Origin of the sequence: Photorhabdus asymbiotica, from assembly GCF_003634575.1 — a bacterium.
GTDB lineage: Bacteria > Pseudomonadota > Gammaproteobacteria > Enterobacterales > Enterobacteriaceae > Photorhabdus > Photorhabdus asymbiotica.
Genome location: NZ_RBLJ01000003.1, coordinates 47,170 through 65,752, shown reverse-complemented (window position 1 = coordinate 65,752; position 18,583 = coordinate 47,170). Strand labels below are relative to the sequence as shown.

At 44.3% G+C, this 18,583-nt stretch carries 9 protein-coding genes; 4 read left to right on the top strand and 5 right to left on the bottom strand.

The window, feature by feature from the left end; all coding sequences use genetic code 11:
* Positions 1-1,375: 1,375 nt before the first annotated feature.
* The 5 genes from BDD30_RS12555 to hpaB form a co-directional block, all read right to left on the bottom strand.
* On the bottom strand, positions 1,376-1,576 hold the full coding sequence (locus tag BDD30_RS12555) for a hypothetical protein (protein WP_012777092.1): 201 nt from the start codon (positions 1,574-1,576) through the stop codon (positions 1,376-1,378).
* Positions 1,566-5,699 carry a DUF637 domain-containing protein gene (locus tag BDD30_RS12550; protein WP_012777093.1) on the bottom strand — a complete coding sequence of 1,378 codons (4,134 nt, stop codon included), beginning with the start codon at positions 5,697-5,699 and terminating at the stop codon, positions 1,566-1,568. The genes BDD30_RS12555 and BDD30_RS12550 overlap by 11 nt, the downstream gene beginning before the upstream one ends.
* 666 nt (positions 5,700-6,365) lie before the next feature.
* Positions 6,366-7,835 (bottom strand): dipeptide/tripeptide permease DtpB, encoded by a 1,470-nt coding sequence (gene dtpB / locus BDD30_RS12545; RefSeq protein WP_012777095.1) that lies wholly within the window; start codon positions 7,833-7,835, stop codon positions 6,366-6,368.
* A 337-nt stretch (positions 7,836-8,172) separates the two neighbouring features.
* Positions 8,173-8,688 carry a 4-hydroxyphenylacetate 3-monooxygenase, reductase component gene (gene hpaC, locus BDD30_RS12540; RefSeq protein WP_012777096.1) on the bottom strand — a complete coding sequence of 172 codons (516 nt, stop codon included), beginning with the start codon at positions 8,686-8,688 and terminating at the stop codon, positions 8,173-8,175.
* A 20-nt stretch (positions 8,689-8,708) separates the two neighbouring features.
* Positions 8,709-10,271, bottom strand: a complete 1,563-nt coding sequence (gene hpaB, locus BDD30_RS12535) for a 4-hydroxyphenylacetate 3-monooxygenase, oxygenase component (protein WP_012777097.1) — start codon at positions 10,269-10,271, stop codon at positions 8,709-8,711.
* A gap of 935 nt (positions 10,272-11,206) precedes the next feature.
* Between hpaB and BDD30_RS12530 the strand changes: the two genes are divergently transcribed.
* The 4 genes from BDD30_RS12530 (at position 11,207) to BDD30_RS24255 (ending at position 18,554) form a co-directional block, all read left to right on the top strand.
* Positions 11,207-11,518, top strand: coding sequence for a DUF6347 domain-containing protein (locus BDD30_RS12530; protein ID WP_012777099.1), 312 nt, complete (start codon positions 11,207-11,209; stop codon positions 11,516-11,518).
* Positions 11,519-11,578: 60 nt separating this feature from the next.
* A complete protein-coding gene (locus BDD30_RS23590) occupies positions 11,579-11,731 on the top strand; it encodes a hypothetical protein (RefSeq protein WP_158307051.1) in 153 nt (50 codons plus the stop codon).
* Between the two features lie 137 nt (positions 11,732-11,868).
* Positions 11,869-15,987 (top strand): type I polyketide synthase, encoded by a 4,119-nt coding sequence (locus BDD30_RS24260; protein ID WP_231849187.1) that lies wholly within the window; start codon positions 11,869-11,871, stop codon positions 15,985-15,987.
* On the top strand, positions 15,969-18,554 hold the full coding sequence (locus BDD30_RS24255) for an SDR family NAD(P)-dependent oxidoreductase (RefSeq protein WP_041381605.1): 2,586 nt from the start codon (positions 15,969-15,971) through the stop codon (positions 18,552-18,554). Before BDD30_RS24260 ends, BDD30_RS24255 begins: the two co-directional genes overlap by 19 nt.
* Positions 18,555-18,583 lie beyond the last annotated feature (29 nt).

The window sequence follows — 18,583 nt, the reverse complement described above, 5'->3', positions numbered from 1 at the left end:
CGGGGTGAGTGCAGCCAACAAAGAGGCAACTTGAAAGATGGCGGGTATAGATAGTTATACACTGAAAAAAACAATCACATCTGAAGCAGGGCCATGCTCATAAACGGTATAACCACCATGAAATCCTATATCTTTCATTTTGTTTTAAATCTTATATCAATCGGACTGATTGAAAGAGAAAATGTCAGGAAAAACGGATTTTAAACTGATAAATGAGGTGACCAAATGACAGAATTAACCCAATAATAAGAATATGCGATGAGATTAAAACCTTTAACAAAATTAACCTCATTAAACACATTAGCCGTGAAAAAGTCACCAAAAGGTTTATTTATCATCATTAAAAATAATTAAAGAATCAGGGGGTTAATTTTAATCCCCTTAGCCTGTCTTTTACCCTCTTGGATTTTAAACCTGGAAAAAGGAAAAAGCCATTCGCGTTTAAAAAAATGGTTTAATGAAAGTCATGTAAATAACTTTCCAAAATGGTGCTACACCTTATCTACTAACAATCCTATGTATAACAATGGGTTGAAGAAAACCACGTGTGGCGGAATTATGAAACCTTATTTACTCAATAAGTTTTTAATTAAAAAAATAATAAACCACCGTAATAATAATCGTTTTACAGGTTTATCCCTTTCATCTTTTTAAATTATTCACTTTCTCTTTTTACTTTATCCTTTTTTATCGGTAGTAGGTTAACTCAGGATTAAAAAATCAGCACGCCATTAATACTCTATTTAAAAAACACGGATTAATTAAAAACGGATTGCTTCTTATCATATTTAATGTATTTAATTCTCCTTTTATTTACATTGATTTAACTTGCCATGATCATTTAAAAATGAGAATACAGATAGATTAAAAACCTCATATAAAATCCTGATTTAATCCAATAAGTGAAAATTATTAGCAGAACAGTTAATGACATTTTATCGAAATCCATTAATCTTTAACCGAGAATTGAAAAGAAATCAGTAAGAAAAAGAATATTATCCGCACAAGCTAATATTCAGGTATTTTCTATCCATCATTTTACCAAGCAAGTCATTAAAATCATGCAATAAAAAAACAGGAAAACAGGTTAATTAAGCAGAATTTAAATCCTGAAAAAAGGGGGATTATATGAAAAAACATAAAAGGGTGTCTTTATATCGTCAGGCTATTTTAAGTTTTCTCCATTGTACGGCTTGAGTTCTAGCTTGATAAATACTCTTCCCCTGATATCGCTTACTGGTTTTAAACGTGACGTTTTTAATCTGATTTTATCGCCTCTTTGGCTATCAGGGCACCTTTTTCCCAAGCTGGCCGTGTGAACTGCACCTTTATAAGTTGAGTATCCAACTTTTGGGGTGCAGTTCACTCTAATCTATTATAAAGTCCGTTTAACCGCAGCTAACCACTCTTCCCACATAGCTGGATCTGCTGGGCCAGTTGAATCATCCCAGATCGTCCAATCCATTGATCCCAATAAACAACCGATATCATCCGACTTCGTCAATTCGTATTCATGTTCCAAAAAATAAAACATAGCCTTGTAAGCTTGTTCTATTGTAATCATCTTATTGTCCATTTTTACTACCTCTTGGCTTCAGTGAAGATAGTCCTGTCTGAGGGTCATATGATTTAGGTGGATTATTTATCCCAGCATTTATCACTGTGTCCCCACGAGTTTGAACCCAAGCTTGAGTTCCATCCGGCAACATGCGTGCAGACCAACTGTTACCATAACGATCACCACCTAAAATAGCCGTTTTATCATTTGCAACATCCAATATTAATTTTCTATTTTCAGGAGTATCAGCCACGTGTCCTTCCGCTTTGCGGAAAATATGTCCAACTCGTGACTTAGGAATAGTTATCTGATTATTTGATCTTACAGATGATTCACTATTAATACGTACATTACTTCCTTTCCCTATGTTAGTTGATTTATTTCCTCTAACAATCGAAGCAACCGAAGCTTTACCGCCGATAGCACCACCAATACCGGCAGATTCTATCGCCTCTTTGGCTATCAGGACTCCTTTTTCCCAAGCTGGCAACGAGTTATATAACAGCCCTAAATCGTTCTGATTTTCTGTCGTCACAAACTGGCTGATACGATGGGCATCCTCAGCCGATAAGTCAAACATCCATCTTAAACCACTAATAGCATCCGCTGTTTTTATTCCACCTTCCATTTCGGCCTGATAGGTGAGTGTGCATAATCCCCCGTTCCCGGCACAATTAGACAAAAATTCTGCCCGTTCCGCTGCACTTAAGTTTCTATATTTGTTCCAGATTGCTTCAGTAGAAGTGCCTTGCTTATTCGCTTCCTGAAGTTCTCTGACCAGATTATAGGCATTTATGGAGTGCAGGTGGTTAAAGAGAATCACAATTTCCCCAGCATTGGCACCACTATTAGCGCCCTCTGCGCTGTTGGTTACAATCGCCCCCGCAACGCCGCCGATGATTTTGCCACCTACCTGAATTGCCATCGGGTCGCTGAAGGTTTTATCCAGCGTGATAGCGGCCAGTTCTGCGGCCAATGCCCCGGCAGCAGCCCCTTTGGCATCCCCGCCGCCAATTTCCGTCGCTAGTGCAGAGACCGCCGCATGGCTGATGGCTTTTCCGGGTAAACCTAACACCTGACCATTATCACCAATTAACCCGGCACCTTCGGCGTTAATCTGGCTACCAACATTGGCAAGTAGTGCGGCGGTGAAATTGTCTTTAAAACTGCCACCGTTAATGGTGGTGTTCAGGCTGGAACTGATGACGGACTGGCCTGCTACTCGTTGAGCCACTTTGCTCCAGTCACCATTACTCAGTGAAGGTAATGTTGCTTTCGCCGGGTCAATTGGCGTGCCATTCGCAGCCTTATCCCATCCCATATAGGAATCAAAGCCCGCCAATGCGCCCCCCATCACCATGGAAGTAATGGTGGATTTCACTGCATCACTGCTCCCCAACGCTTTTAATGCTTTGGATAGATCCCCCTGACTATCCACAATAGCGACCGCCGCCTGTGCCGACAGTGATGACATTCCCGCCGTTAACGCCCCGCCGGCCACGCTACTGCCGGCATGAGATGCAACGGATGCAGCCAGAGAACTGCCTGCGGTTGCCGCCGCTGCCGCAATGGCTATCACCGCAGAAACCACCGGATTTAGCTGCTGGCTTTTGTAATCCCAGCTGTCATACGCATCTTTGACTAAATTCCATTGCACATCCTGACGTTCATTCAGCCCTTTCAGCCAGGCGGTTTCCGGCGTATTGCCGAAGACTGACACCGCATTGTGTAACGATTGACCATTCTGGGCTTTGATATCCGCGCTAACCCCATTGGCCGCCTCGACGGTGAATGCTCCGCCGATATAGATAGCAGGAAGCACCCACTTATCTTCGGTATAGCCTTTATCCGTCTGTTTGATATAAAAGCCTTTTGAGTGGGTAATAGTCTGTTCAAAAGTGCTGTCTTTTACTGCTTTGAAGTCGACCTTACCGTGTGTACTGGTCAGTTTGGCATTTTGATGAGTGGCAATTTTGCTGGCTTCATAAGTACTGTCGTCCCGACTTAGCAGATTGATGTCACCCCCCGCGGTAAATTCAGTGACTTTGTTGGTGACATCATGACGGGTACGTTTAATGGTTTTCTTTTTGCCATACCACTGACGTTTAGTTTCTGTTTTTTCATAGTGGCTGGATTCTTCCATGGCCTGAGCGTACAGATAACCCCCTTTCGCCGCGATATCCATGGCCCCTTTGGCAGCCAGTTTGGTGGCCTGAAACAGAATGCTGCCGTTTGAGATAACCGTCAGGACGCCGTCGCTGACCAGTTCAGTGGCCTGCTGAGTGACGGATTCGGTGAATTCCCGGTTACCTTCCCGGTAGATGTGGTTTTGGACAGATTCAAAACGCATATTGCCGCCGGAGGAGAGCGTGATGTCACCCCCCGAAGTCAACTGAGAACCTGCGGTGGTGATGTCACCGTTTGCCGCCATCGTCAATTTTTTATCGCCACGAACCTGAGCAATAATATGCCGGTCATCTTTATTATTATCGTTGGTCTTATTAAGGGCAGAATAAGTCAGGGCAGAGAGAGTAATATTCCTTCCTGCGGATAATAATGTATTACCGTTGGCCTGTATCTGAGCGGATGTCCCATTAATATCTCCACCACTCATCACGCTGATATGATTCTTTGCCGTGATTTTGCTGCTGAATTCGGTTGATTCTTTAGATAAAGGTAAATCAGCCTGATACGTGGGTTCATAGGCACTCAGATCAATATCTTTGGCCGCACTTAAATAAATCTCTTTTCCGGCAGACATCTCTGAGCCTTTGGCAGAAAGATTATTCCCCGCATTAATCGTTAATGATTTTAAGGCATGTAAAATCCCCGATATGGGGGCATTATGCCGATTGGCTGTGTTTGATTTTGCAAAAGTATAAGTATCTGCATGGTTTTCTATCGTAACATCATGATGGGCTGACAAAGAGATATTTTCACTCGGTTGTAAATAGACATTTTGTAAAAGCAGGTTTTTACCCGAGTTGATAGTTAAATTACCGCTGGCATTTAATTGATTAGATGCAGGATGCTCACCCGTTTTATGTTGTTCCCAAATATAACCGACTTCATCACCGTTATGAAATTCAATATCCCCATGACGGCTGATAGTGGTCACATCCTTTCCGCTTATATGACTGCGCCAGAGATGAATATTATTGATAGCCGCCATAGATAAACTATTGGGTGACAACAGTATGGAATTTTTTAGGGTGATATCACTCTCGGAAACAATATTGATATCATGAGCCGCTGTGATTTTATCCCTGAGGGTTATTTTTCCCGCATGCAATAAGATATTTTCAGCGGACAGTATTGCTGGCAGTTTTTCACTGTCGACGGGATAATGGAATACACTTAACCCCGTCGGGGAACTGTAAGGATAATGAGTATCAATATGAATACTGTCACTAAAGTCGGCGACAAGATGACCTTTTGTGATGATACTTGCGCGTTCAGCAACCAGTTTGTCTTTTCGAATATCATATTTCACTGCACCGTTTGGTAAGATATGATAATTTTTATCATCCCATTGATGATAGGTTTCAATTTTTCCAGAAATACCATTAGAAGCCAGTTGATAGATACCCGTAGGGATATTAAGTGAATCGGTTATGGAAACATAAGTATCCTTAGGGAAGTATTCAAAGAGATTAAAAGATCCTGATGTGTCCTCAGATATTCTGCTGGTATTGGAAAGATTTTTGCCCGTCAAAAATATATCTTTTCCGGCTTTAATTTTGCTCATTTCCTGATTTGATAACAGGTCACTGTTAACATAAATATTTCCGCCAGACAGGATGACACTGGGTTGCATGCTTTTTAATTTATATTCACTCTTATATTGTGCTGCAAGGATATCAAAATTTTTATCTGTCGGGTTGGGTACGGTTTCTCTTTTTTCGAAATAATAGATACTCCGGATATTATTCAGTTCATGAGTCCTGACAACCAAATCTCCATTGACGGTTTTTATTGTCGCCGATCTATTCTCGACGAGTTTACCTTTATTCCCCTGAGCATCTTTCTGTATCCACATGTTATTATTGGCTTGTAGCAAGGCTTTATCACCGCTATTACGCAGAGTATCACCAAATATCCGCATATCCCGGTCGGCTGTTACACTGCCTTTATTATCCAATTGAGTACTTGCCAGAGTAATATCCTGTCCTGCCTGTATCTGGATATTTGGCGCAATATGAGTTTCTTTAGCACTCAGATTAAAATCGGTTTTAGATCTGATATTTCCCAGTTCAATTTTGCCATTAACATTTAAAGTAATATCACGCTGGTTCTGGTGTGTATGAGCTCATGCTTTGATTCCTTTTAAATATGAGGTAAATAAAATATCCATGTTGCCCCTGTATCGTGGATAAAATAAAAAGGTTATTTATACCTTTCATCTTTCAAGTTACTGCTTTGTTGGCTGCGTTCACTTGTCGCCGCGCTGCAACTTGAAATCTATTGGGTATATTCCTGTCAGGAAAGAGGCAACAAATATGATTTCTGATGATTGGATGAAATTTGAACTGAATTGGTTAGAGAGTAAAAATATATCATCCAAATATTTCAGAAAATCACAGCGCTATTATTTTTTTTAAATATCAGAGATAAAACAATTATAAAATTTGTAATAGGACTTTCTAATAATAAATGTAAGAAATAATTAACCTTTATTTCATATGCTTATTAAAAATAAGATTGTTAATATTTTACTATGAATAGAGGAAAAGTAGCGAATTCCGCCCGCATAAAATATATAAACGAGCGGTATAACCTCCTTTGGCGAGGTTTTATTTGAAGTAAATTATGCTTTCTGTTTTCCATTCATCATACGGTTTAACAACGGTACGGTGATTGCCATGATGATGGCGACAATAAAGGTTGTAATCCCAATTTTGCCGAATACGTTAGTATAGACTGGTAATGTTTCTAGTGGGTCAGTAATACCTTCAGGTATCGCGGTAAAGGCTGCCACATAGCCACCAAGTAGGAATGAAGTTGCTTGCGTTAAATACCACATCCCCAGAATAAAGCCCATCAAGTACTGAGGAACCAGAGCCGCAACCATTGCCAGACCGAGTGCACTGATCATCAATTCACCAAGGCTTTGGAATAGATAAACCAGAACGATAAACCAAGGTGAAGTCAAACCTTGTTCATCAGCAAACCACAAACCGGCAGCCGCGGCAGTCAGGAAACCTAAGGAGCACAGGAACATACCAACTGTAAACTTAGCTGGCATTGTCAGGTCTTTACTTCTAGAACCCCAGTGAGTGTATAGAGCCGCTAATATCGGACTGGCAACCACTATCCAGAATGGATTAAGGGCCTGGAAACTGACTGGGTTGATATTAAAACCAAGTAACTGATGGTGAACGTTATTGATGGCGAAGAAATTCAAGGATGTTGGCATCTGAGCATATAGGATGAAGAACACAATGGCTTGAAGCATCAGAATGAAAGCGACAAACATTTTGTTACGGCCAACTTTATCCTGTTTGAATGCTTCACGGAAGAAGATAAACACGATAACCACAGACAGCCCAATCAGAACAATATTCGCAATCTTCACATTGTGCATCAGCCATGCACAGACGAAAACCATCGTAACAGTTCCTGCCAGAACCAGAAGCAGGTTTTTATAGTTGATTGGTCGATGATCCGGTTCAGAGCCAATATTACGAACCGTATTGCGATATAAGACATAGACCAACAAGGCGATAATCAGGCCAATACCACAAATATTGTAGGTAACGGCATAACCGAATTTTTCAGCAATGACTGGTGCAATCGCGAGTGAGAACAATGAGCCGATGTTGATTGACATGTAGAACAAAGTAAATGCTCCGTCCAGACGAGGATCTTTCGGTGGATAGCATTTAGATAGCAGACTGGCCGGGTTGGCCTTGAACAGGCCATTACCAACGGCGATTGTTCCTAATGCGTAGAAAATTAATTCAGGTTTCAAGATGGAAAGACCTGTCATAAAGTAACCAACCGTCAGAACGATGGCACCTAACACAATGGTTCGTTTGGTTCCCAGTAAGTGGTCACCGACGTAGCCACCAATAGCGATCAGGCCATAGACCAACGCAGCAAATGCTCCGAAGGTGGTAAATGCTTGTTCTTGGGAAAATCCTAGTTTGTGTACAAAATAAACAGCAAGAATACCCTGTACGCCGTAGTAGCCGAATCGCTCCCAAAGCTCGACAAAGAAAATCATAAAGAACGGCTTGGGTTGTTGTAATAAACCGATGGAAGCGGGTTTATTCATAGTTAATTGCCTCAAGTTAATATTATGGATTGGAATACACACAGAAATGTACAGTAACGTTTAGCAACATTATCTGTCGATAATGTTATATTTTTATATGATTTGTCCGATTGTTTGTGAGAAAGGTAGATTATTATATGGTTAAAATGGGTTCCTAGTGGCCGATCACACTAATATGAATAACAATGTCGAATTTAATAGTATATTCATCAGGTGAATATCAAAAATTGTAGGGTTTAGTAGAGTGGTTAACTGTCAGACAAGAAAAGAAGACTATTCAGGCCGCTTAGGGCCTGAATATTGGAGGAGCAGTTTAAGTTATCTGATGGATAGGTAGTTAAACAGCGGCTGCCGTTTCCAGCATAACTGGACGGAAATTACGCTTGAAGTAGATTAGACCATGTCCTTGTTCGCTCACCGTAATATGCTTGATTTGGACCAGATATACATTATGAGTACCTATTTCCTGAACTTGTTCAATTTCACCTTCAAGACTGGCGAGGGTACCGGTCAATACAGGTTGACCTAGCACTCCTTTCTGCCAAATATTCCAGCGAAAGCGTTCTTCCATGCTAACTCCAGTCATACCAGCAAAGTGGCGTGCCATCAATTCTTGCTCGTGGTTTAAGATATTCACACACAGGCGGCCATTTTCCTGAAAAACGACATTCATAGCACTGTTACGGTTAAGACATACCATCAGAGTGGGTGGCGTATCGGTGATCGAGCATACCGCTGTGGCAGTAATACCACAGCATCCGGAATTGCCATCGGTGGTGACGATATTCACCGCTGCTGACAGGCTCGCCATCGCATCTCTGAAACGCAGGCGATGTTCATTTTCTACAGACATAATTGGCCTCCTGCTACTGGTTATTTCAGCAGCTTATCTAACTGGTTAATATCGTTATTGTTGTATAAGTGTGGTCTGAGCCAGCCGTTCTGATCGTAATCAGAAAGGCAGCGATCAACCATATCCATCATTTTTTTCATATTGCCAGAACCATGGGCATGACGTAGACATTGCATACGAATTTCATCTTGGCTGCCAGCGTAATTGATTTCATACAACTCATGACGACCACCGAATTCACTGCCAATTGCATCCCACATCAGTTTTAAGATCTTAATTCGTTCAACGTGATCTATGCCGTTGGAACCGCGAACATATTTGGCCAGATATTTGTTAATTTCTGGGTTATTCATATCGCGTACACTGGATGGCAGATAAATCAGGCCACTGGTAACATTTTTTTCAATAATATTCTTAATCTTAGTGTAAGCCGTTGGTGCCATAACCCGATAAGTTTGTATCGCTTGAATATCCGGCATATAAGCTCCGCCTTTCCACGGTTTGGCTTCGGCCCACATTGCATCACTCAGCGACCAGAATAGGTTACGCCAGGCAACCACTTCACCCAAATCAGCTTGAACACCCCGGAATTCTATCACTCCGGTACATTCCAGACTCCTTTGCAGTAAGGCGGTAATAAAATCCAGTTTCACGGCCAGACGTACACAAGCCTGTAATGGGTATAAGCTTGCGAATCCGGCTTGAACTGCCCAGTTACGAGCACGGTCAAAATCACGGTAAATCAGGACATTTTCCCAAGGAATAAGTACCTTATCCATTACCAGAATCGCATCATTCTCATCAAAGCGACTGGATAAGGGATAATCGAATGGAGAACCTGTTGCACCTGCTACTAGTTCATAAGAAGCGCGGGAAATTAGTTTTACCCCATCAGCATTCATTGGTGCGACAAACATCAGGGCGAAATCAGGATTATCTCCCATTATTTGCGCGGAACCGAAACCAATAAAATTATAGTGAGTCAGTGCTGAGTTGGTCGCTACCACTTTTGCACCGCTGACGATGATACCTGCATCTGTTTCTTTTTCCAGTTGGATATAAACATCACGCGTCTGATCAGCGGGTTTATGACGATCGATTGGTGGATTAACGATGGCATGGTTAAAGTAAACGCCCGCTTCTTGAATGCGTTTATACCAGATACGAGCGTTGTCGGAAAACTGACCATAATATTCAGGAAATGCGCCTAGTGCATTGCCGAATGCCGCTTTATAGTCAGGTGAACGACCCATCCAACCATAAGTTTGACGTGACCATTCAGCGATAGCATCACGTTGCTGACGTAACTCATCTGCGCAGGTGGCAAAGCGGAAGAATTTGTGAGTATACCCACCGCTGCCGGTATCGGTATTCCAGCATAAAGTATCATGAGTTTCTGGGGAGTGCAGTGCGTCATATAATTGACCGATTGAAGCAGCAGAATTACGGAACGCAGGATGTGTGGTGACATCTTTTACGCGTTCACCATAAATATAAATTTCGCGGCCATCTTGAAGGCTTTTTAGGTACTCTTCACGGGTAAACGGGCGTTTTTTATCGGCGCGAAAATCTTCTGGTTTCATGTCTACCTCACAGTCTGAATAAAAAGCGCCTGTTTTGATATATACCCTTCATCCTTCAAGTTGCTGCTTTGTTGGCTGCTTTCACTCACCCCAGTCACATAGTTATCTATGCTCCTGGGGATGCATTCACTTGCCGCCGCGCTGCAACTCGAAATTTATTGGGTATAAATATAATCAATATTGGCACTGATATGTTAATTTAATGTTTATTTTGTGTTTCTTAATTGAAGCCTCAGAACGGCTTTTCTTGAATAGATTTTTGGAAGGTTCGCTGGTACTTTTCGTTGAGCGGCTGTGATTTGTCACTAAACTGTGATCCAGGCGATCTTTTAGTGATGAGTTTGTTTTAACGTAATTTTTACGATTTTATTATCTATTCCGCTGTATTTTTTAATTTTTTATTTTATTTGGTATAAAATATTATTTTTTATTTTTTTGTAGTCTTATCTTCCATTTTTTACCATTGTCTATAGATATAAAGGTTTCTTAATACGTGGTTATTCTTGTATTTAATTGATTTAAAGGAGATATATTATCTTTGGTTCTTGATAGAAATCAATTTTCACTGAAATTTGAAAGTTAAGCTAAACCGATGTATATCAATTATTATAAAATAAGGCCGGTTTTATTGCCTTGGAAAATACAAAATAAACCCAATAGATTTCAAGATGCAGCGCGACGGCAAGTGAACGAATCCCCAGGAGCATATACCCAATAGATTTCAAGATGGATCGCGACGGCAAGGGAGCGAATCCCCGGGAGCATAGATAACTATGTAACCGGGGTGAGTGAGTGCAGCCAACAAAGAGGCAACTTGAAAGATGACGGGTATAGATGACTATGTGACTGGGGTGAGTGAAAGCAGCCAACAAAGCAGCAACTTGAAGGATGAAGGGTATAGTGGGGTATATCTATTAGCAAGGTAAGAGAATATTATGACCGCAATTTTTAGGGGTAACAGGTTATCTAGATCGGTTTTCCTTAATTCTGTGATTCGTAGTGTTATTGATACTATGCTTATTGGTGGTATTTATTTTTTCCTCAGTAGCATGGCAAGAAATCCAACCTCCATTGATATTTTTCTGGCATTATATTCACTGGTGGCGATTGTTTCCGTTACGGTGGAAGTTATTTTTGACAGTGTGATACAGACTGTCAAAAAATATGATCGTGAAAATAAGAGTTATCTTGGTAATAATATTCTTATATACCCAATAGATTTCAAGTTGCAGTGCGGCGGCAAGTGAACGCAGCCAATAAAGCAGCAGCTTGAAAGATGAAGGGTATAAACGCTGGGAGAATGGTTAATGTACTTTTTAATCCGTGCCTTCAGTGCGTTTATCATCGTCGCCATATTTATAATTTCCCTTGATTCATTCTCTGCGATGCAGGTTACGGTTATTGTAGCGTTAATCGCCGTAATTGCTGTCGTCGCAGGAAATATAACAATATTACAGTAAGAAATTTTTGATGTGTTATTAAACGGTCATGGAAAGATCATTTTGGTATCAATAACGGCGGTGAATTCACAGCGCCTAATACAATTTATTGATGTGTGTTGTGCATGAGATTATTTCACTTACAGCGTGAGGAGTATATGTCTGAGACATATTCAATTTCAATGTATGGTAAGAAAGGTCAGGGCGATATTGCTATTATCGGCATGGCTAGCCATTTCCCCGATGCTTCAAATTTGCATGAGTTCTGGGAAAATATAATAGCTAAAAGAGATTCTTTGACCGATATTACCACGGTGTCAGAGATAGAATATTGGAGTAAAGAGGATTTTTATCATCCAGATGCATCGGTTGCAGACAAAACATATAGTCACAAAGCTGGTTTTGTTCCTGCCATTGATTTTGACCCAGTGGAATTTAAAATTCCACCAACTATCATTGATTCAATCAGTACCATCCAATTATTTTCATTGTATGTGGCTAAACAGGCAATGCTGGATGCCGGATTAATTGGCCAGGAAAATAAGTGCGTGAACCGCGATCGTATCGGCGTTATTTTGGGCGGCAGCGGTAATGGCAATACCTTATTCTCGCTGTCGGCTCGCCAGCAAACCCCGTATCTGCGTAAAATCATGATCAAGTCCGGCTTACCAGAGGAGGTTGTGGACGAGGTGATCGATCGGGTGCATGATTCATGCCTTGAATGGAATGAGGACAGTTTACCCGGCTTTCTCGGTAATGTGGCCTGTGGTCGTATCGCCAGCCATTTTGACCTTGGAGGGACGACCTACATGGTGGATGCTGCTTGTGCGAGCAGTTTGGCGGCGATTAAAGCTGCCATCGGTGAGCTCAATTCAGGCAGCTGTGATGTTGTGCTGACGGGGGGAGTCAACTTGGAGAACTCAGCGTTCTCTTTTATCTGTTTCAGCAAGACCCCGGCTCTGTCGAAAAGCAACTTGTCGCGTCCTTTCGATCGTGACTCCGATGGCATCATGCTCGGTGATGGTGTGGGCATGCTGGTGTTGAAACGTCTGAAAGATGCCGAGTTGGATGGTGACAAAATCTATGCGGTGATCAAATCGATTGAAGCGTCTAGCGATGGTAAAGCAAAAAGCATTTTTGCCCCTCGTTACGAAGGCCAAGTAAAAGCACTTAAGCGTGCTTATGCTAGTGCCGGCCTCACTCCAGCAGATATTCAACTGATCGAGGCGCATGGCACCGGGACAGCTACCGGTGATAATACAGAGCTAAAAAGCCTGCGTATGGTCTTTGATGAATATAATATCGCGGCGAAATCAGTGGCTATAGGCAGCATTAAGTCTCAGATTGGGCATACCCGTAGTGCGGCGGGGGCAGCATCAATGATTAAAACGACGCTTGCACTGTACCACAAGGTGTTACCTCCTACGATTAACGTCAGCCAGCCTGACGAAATGCTATCCGGGGATAATGGACCGTTCTACATCAACAATGAGCCTCGCCCTTGGTTACGACCTCTCAACGGTGCGCCGCGTCGCGCGGCTCTCAGTGCTTTCGGTTTTGGCGGAACCAATTTCCACGCAATTCTGGAAGAGTACGAGCCGGAACAGAGTGGTGCCTATCGTTTGAATGGACAAGCAGTCACCTTGCTGTTCTGCGGCGAGACCCCCCAACAATTGTTGGTCCGATGTGAGGCGGCGCTAGCACGCTTTGGCAGTGCGTCGTCTGCTGGGCAAGTGTTACGCGAACACCTTGTACATCAGGATCTTAATGGATTGCAACCTCATCAAGCGCGTTTGCTGTTTGTTGCTACGTCTGCCACACAGGCGGCGGAACTTATGGCGGTGGCGGTGGAACAGTTAAAGCAAAAGAGTGCGAGTGGCTGGGAACACCCACTGGGAATTTACTACCAGCCCTCGGCGAAAAATCTGGATGGTAAAGTGGTCGCGTTGTTCCCCGGGCAGGGATCGCAGTATGTCAATATGGGTCGTGATATTGCCAATGATTACCCTGAAATGCGTCAGGCGTTGGAGGCTTTGGATGCAATCGCGGTCAACGAGCGCGGCCAGAGGGTGTCACACGTGATTTATCCCACACCTGTGTTTTCCGACGCTGAACGGCAACAACAAAACGCTATCCTGACCGATACGGCTAATGCCCAACCGGCATTGGGGGCTATCAGCGCCGGCTATTTTGCGATTCTGAAAGAGAGTGGCTTTAACCCTGATTTTGTTGCCGGCCACAGCTATGGTGAAGTTACCGCTTTATGGGCGGCTGGTGTGCTGTCGGATGCTGATTTTTACCGGGTGTCACTGGCGCGAGGAATGGCTGCGGCGTCGGCTGTCGATGACCGGGGAGCAGACGTTGGGGCAATGCTGGCGGCGTCGTTAACACTAGAACAACGTGAAAATATACTCGAACTCTATCCGGAGATTACTGTTGCTAACGATAACTCCGCCTCGCAGGTGGTGCTGGCTGGGGCCACAACGTTGATCCACCAGCTACATAATGAACTGAAGGCCAGACAAATCCACTGCCGCCTGTTACCTGTATCAGCTGCGTTCCACACGGAATTTATCCAATCGGCTTATGCGCCATTCCGTGAATATTTGGAGCAAATCAGCTTTCGGTCACCTCAGTGCGCACTGTTCTCAAGTGCGACGGCGGCACCTTACAGTCAGTCACCTGCGGACATTGCCAGCCTGCTGGCGGAACAATTGGTTATGCCAGTACGATTCCGCGAAACGATCGAAACCATCTATCAACGAGGTGGCCGCCTGTTTGTCGAAATTGGTCCAAAAGGGGTATTGAGTAAGTTGGTTGCGGACATCCTCAATGGCAGGGAGCACAGTATCATTTCGGTCAATACCAGTGATAAAGGTGAGGAGAGGTTACAGCTGGCTCGGGCTCAGGCCAGGTTACTGGCAGAGGGAGTCAGGTTAAATGTTTTGGATCGGCATGCCCGTGTACAACTGCCATCGGAGGAAAAAACTAACCATCTGACTTTCAGGCTCAGTGGAGGTTTTTTCATGTCAGATAAGAATCAGGCACGGCGCGAGCGCGCGATGCGTGATGGCGACACCGCTATGGTGGAGCGGTTCATGGCCAATCGTGCGCCTGTTGTGGCAGCACCAGTCATCTCCAAACCGCCACCAGCGCCGGTGATACAGACGGGATCGCCAAAGGGGCCAACTCCACTCTTACAGCGAAGTACGTCAGTTGCAATTCAGAAGCGAGACAATCCTATGGAACAAAATAATCAATTGAATGAGAACATGGGGGATAGCAATTTGGAGGGGCTGTTGCAGGCGCAGCGGGTCATGAGCCAGCTGCATGAGCAGTTTCAGACCAACCAGAAAGAGTATATCCAACTACTGGGGTCGTTGTTGAACAAGCAATATACCTTGTTGGAAAAGTTTCAAGATCACCAGAACTTGCCGACTATGTTGTCCAGTCTGGGGCAAAGTGTGCAGTTGCTGGAAAAAAACCTGGAGTTGTATCACTCCAATCATGAGCGATATTTTGCTACCCAGCAGAGTTTGTTCCAGTCAGGGCAGGCCGTGCAGTCAGTGGCTGCCGTTGTGACGCCGAAGGTTACTCCTGTCGTCGCGCCGGCACCGATCATGAAGGAAATTGTTGAGCCGCGTCCGGCCATGTTTGTCACCCCTTCCGCGCCGGTGATGAATCAGCCAGTTACATTGGCTAAACCCAGTATAGGTGACCCGGAATTAGAACTAAAAATCAAACGGTTAGAGCAAATTACCGAGGCAAACATCATTGGCAAACTGGTTGCCATCATCAGCGACAAAACCGGCTACCCGCAGGATATGATCGATGCGGAAATGGATCTTGAGGCCGATCTTGGCATTGACTCTATCAAACGTCTGGAAATTTTCGGCGCGATGTTTGATACCTTCTCCGCAGACTCCGGCATTTATCACGATGTATTGAAGAACAAATATCTGGAAGCCTTTGATATCGAAGTGCTGAGTAATATCCGTAAGATCTCTATGTTCTTTAAACAGATGAACGATGAGATTATCGCCGATATTCGTCGTAAAAATTCAGGTGATGTACCGATAGAGGAAGCGGCGGCGTCGAAGGATTCCTTGATTGGCGACAATGCTCGTGAACAGGGGAACGGCCAGACCCAGCATAGCCTGCAAGCGTTAGAAGGGGGGAGGGCAGAAGCACCGTTGCGCACACTGGGCTTCGTGACTTCAACTTCCTCTGTGCCAAAGGCCGATAGCGCAAAAAAGTCTTGGCTGAACCGCAACTGAGCGTTATGCCTGCGGTTCAGTCTATTTTTGCCGAAGAGGTCGCGTCAGTTGAACATCAGGTTGCACGTTATACGGTGATATCACAGTCGTTACCGGCCCCGGATTGTTACCCGCTGGCGTTTGCGTTGTCTCGGCACTGGCTGGTGGTGGATGAGGGCAAAACAGCCGTCGATGAAGTGGTTAAACAGCTGCAACAGCAGGGCCAGCAAGTGTCGATACTGACTTTGGGAGCGGGTATAGCAAAAAATGAAAAATGTGCCAAAACTACCAGATACTACGCTCTGAACCGCGTTGATGAAGCCACATTGGATGTGGCAATCAGTGAAATTGAACAGGCGCAGGGGCCGATAGATGGTGTGATCTACCTTCAGTCGCCACGGCAGAGCGTGAAAACGCTGGCTAAGGTATTCAGCGCGCAGGGTTATCTCTCGATTGAAACCACGTTCCTGTTGGCTAAGCGTTTGCAGGGCAGTTTGAACCGTGATGAAAACCATGTGGGTTATTTCTTTGTTGTCGTCCGTGGGGATGGTGCGCTGTCAACATCGGATAACAATGAGCTGTCTGAGGTGGTTGCTAGCGGGATCAGCGGCTTGACCAAATCACTGAATATTGAGTGGAAAAACGTGTTCTGCCGTACTCTCGACGTCGACGTTTGGGTGGAACCTAATGATGTTGCTCAGATCCTGATTGAAGAACTACAGGATAGCCGTACCGATTTGGCCGAAGTTGGTCGTGGTGTGAATGGCGAGCGGATGACGCTGGTGCTGACGCCTGCTACGAAGGCACCCATTGATGCACCATTCTTGGTCAGCCGTGAAGACGTTTTTGTGGTGACCGGCGGAGGACGCGGCATCACGGCCCAATGTGTCATCGAGATGGCTAAACGCAGTCAGGCTCGTTTTGTCTTGTTGGGAAGAACCGATTTAGATGCACCTTTGCCAACATGGGCACGGGGTGCCACTACGCTTAATGAGCGCAAGTCTGCCGCGATAGCTTACCTGCGATCTCAGCAGATCCAGCCCACACCGGTAAAGATCGACACTATGCTGAGTAGGTTGGTACATGCTGATGAGATTAACCAAACTTTGCTAGAGATTGCGCAGGTTGGAGGCGAAGCCCGTTACTTGCACTGTGATATTACCGATGTGCAACAGGTTGCGGCGGCGATTGCCGAAGCTCAGCAGGTATTTGGGCCAGTGACTGGTATCATTCACGGTGCCGGCAACCTGGCGGACAAGTTTATTGAGAAGAAAACGCTGGATGATTTGCGCTCGGTGTTTGACGCTAAGATCAAAGGGTTAGAAAACCTGTGCCGGATTATGGATATCGCCAGCTTGCGCCATGTGGTGCTGTTTTCATCTGTTGTTGGTTATTTCGGCAATGCCGGGCAAACCGATTATGCGATGGCTAATGAAACCCTAAATAAATTTGCCTACTTGCCGCTGAAAGGAGACAACAGTCTGGTCATCCGCGCTATCAACTGGGGACCGTGGGACGCAGGCATGGTCAACGACACATTAAGACGCTCCTATAGTGCCCGCAACATGGTGATCATCCCTGGTAGCGTGGGAACCCACTATTTCGTACAGGAATTTATTGATACCAAATCTAAGCAGGTGATTGTTGGTGGTGAAAACTACAAGGTTACGCAACGAGTGAAATCGCTGCCGGATGCGGAGCAAGTTGAGCGTTTTCTAACGCTGGAAGCCAACCCGTTCCTGTATCACTATGTTATCAACAACAACCCGGTATTACCTGCCACCGCAGCGATCAGCTGGATGACGCGTATCTGCGAAGAGCGTTTCCCGGGCTACCAACTTCAGGATGTGATGGATTTCAGTGTATTGCAGGAGATTGTGTTTGATGGTACCCAGATTGGCAACTACACCGCGGTGTTGACGCCCAACTGTAGCTATATGCGCGGGGATGAGAGGCTGGCGTTAGATATTGCCATTACTAGTCAGCAGGGAAAAAGTGTGATCAGACACTATCAAGCCACGTTATTCCTCGCCATCCATTGCCGGGCTGCGGCCAGCGAAGCGTTGTATACCGATTTGAACACTCAGATTGCCCAGACGTATCCTTTATATGGTGATATGCGTCAGGGCGGTATGTTGTTCCATGGCAGCATATTCCGGGGAATACGTCAGGTTATCTATATTGATGATCAATATCTGATATTGAAATGCCGATTGGATAATGTAGCGCCTGAATTACAGGGACAGTTCCCAGTTAATTCCTTCAACCTGTTTATTCATGATGTTGCTCTGCAATTGCCCTTATTCTGGTTAATGCAGCGATCTGATGAAGCAGGCTTGCCATGCGCAATTGGTAAAATTGAACAATATGCTGCCTTGACATTTGGTGAGGAATTCTATGCCGTTATGCGAATTAATACCAAAACTGCCCAAGAGCTAGTTGCTGATATTACCTTACATAACTCAATGGGGAATGTTTACAGCCATTTGCATAATGTCAAATTTATCGTCTCGGCTGCGTTGAGGGAATTATTCACCCAAATCGACTCGAAACAGGTGGAAAAAACACAAGCTAATCTTTCCGAGTAAAACGAAATCAGTTTGGTATGCCCCTGAGT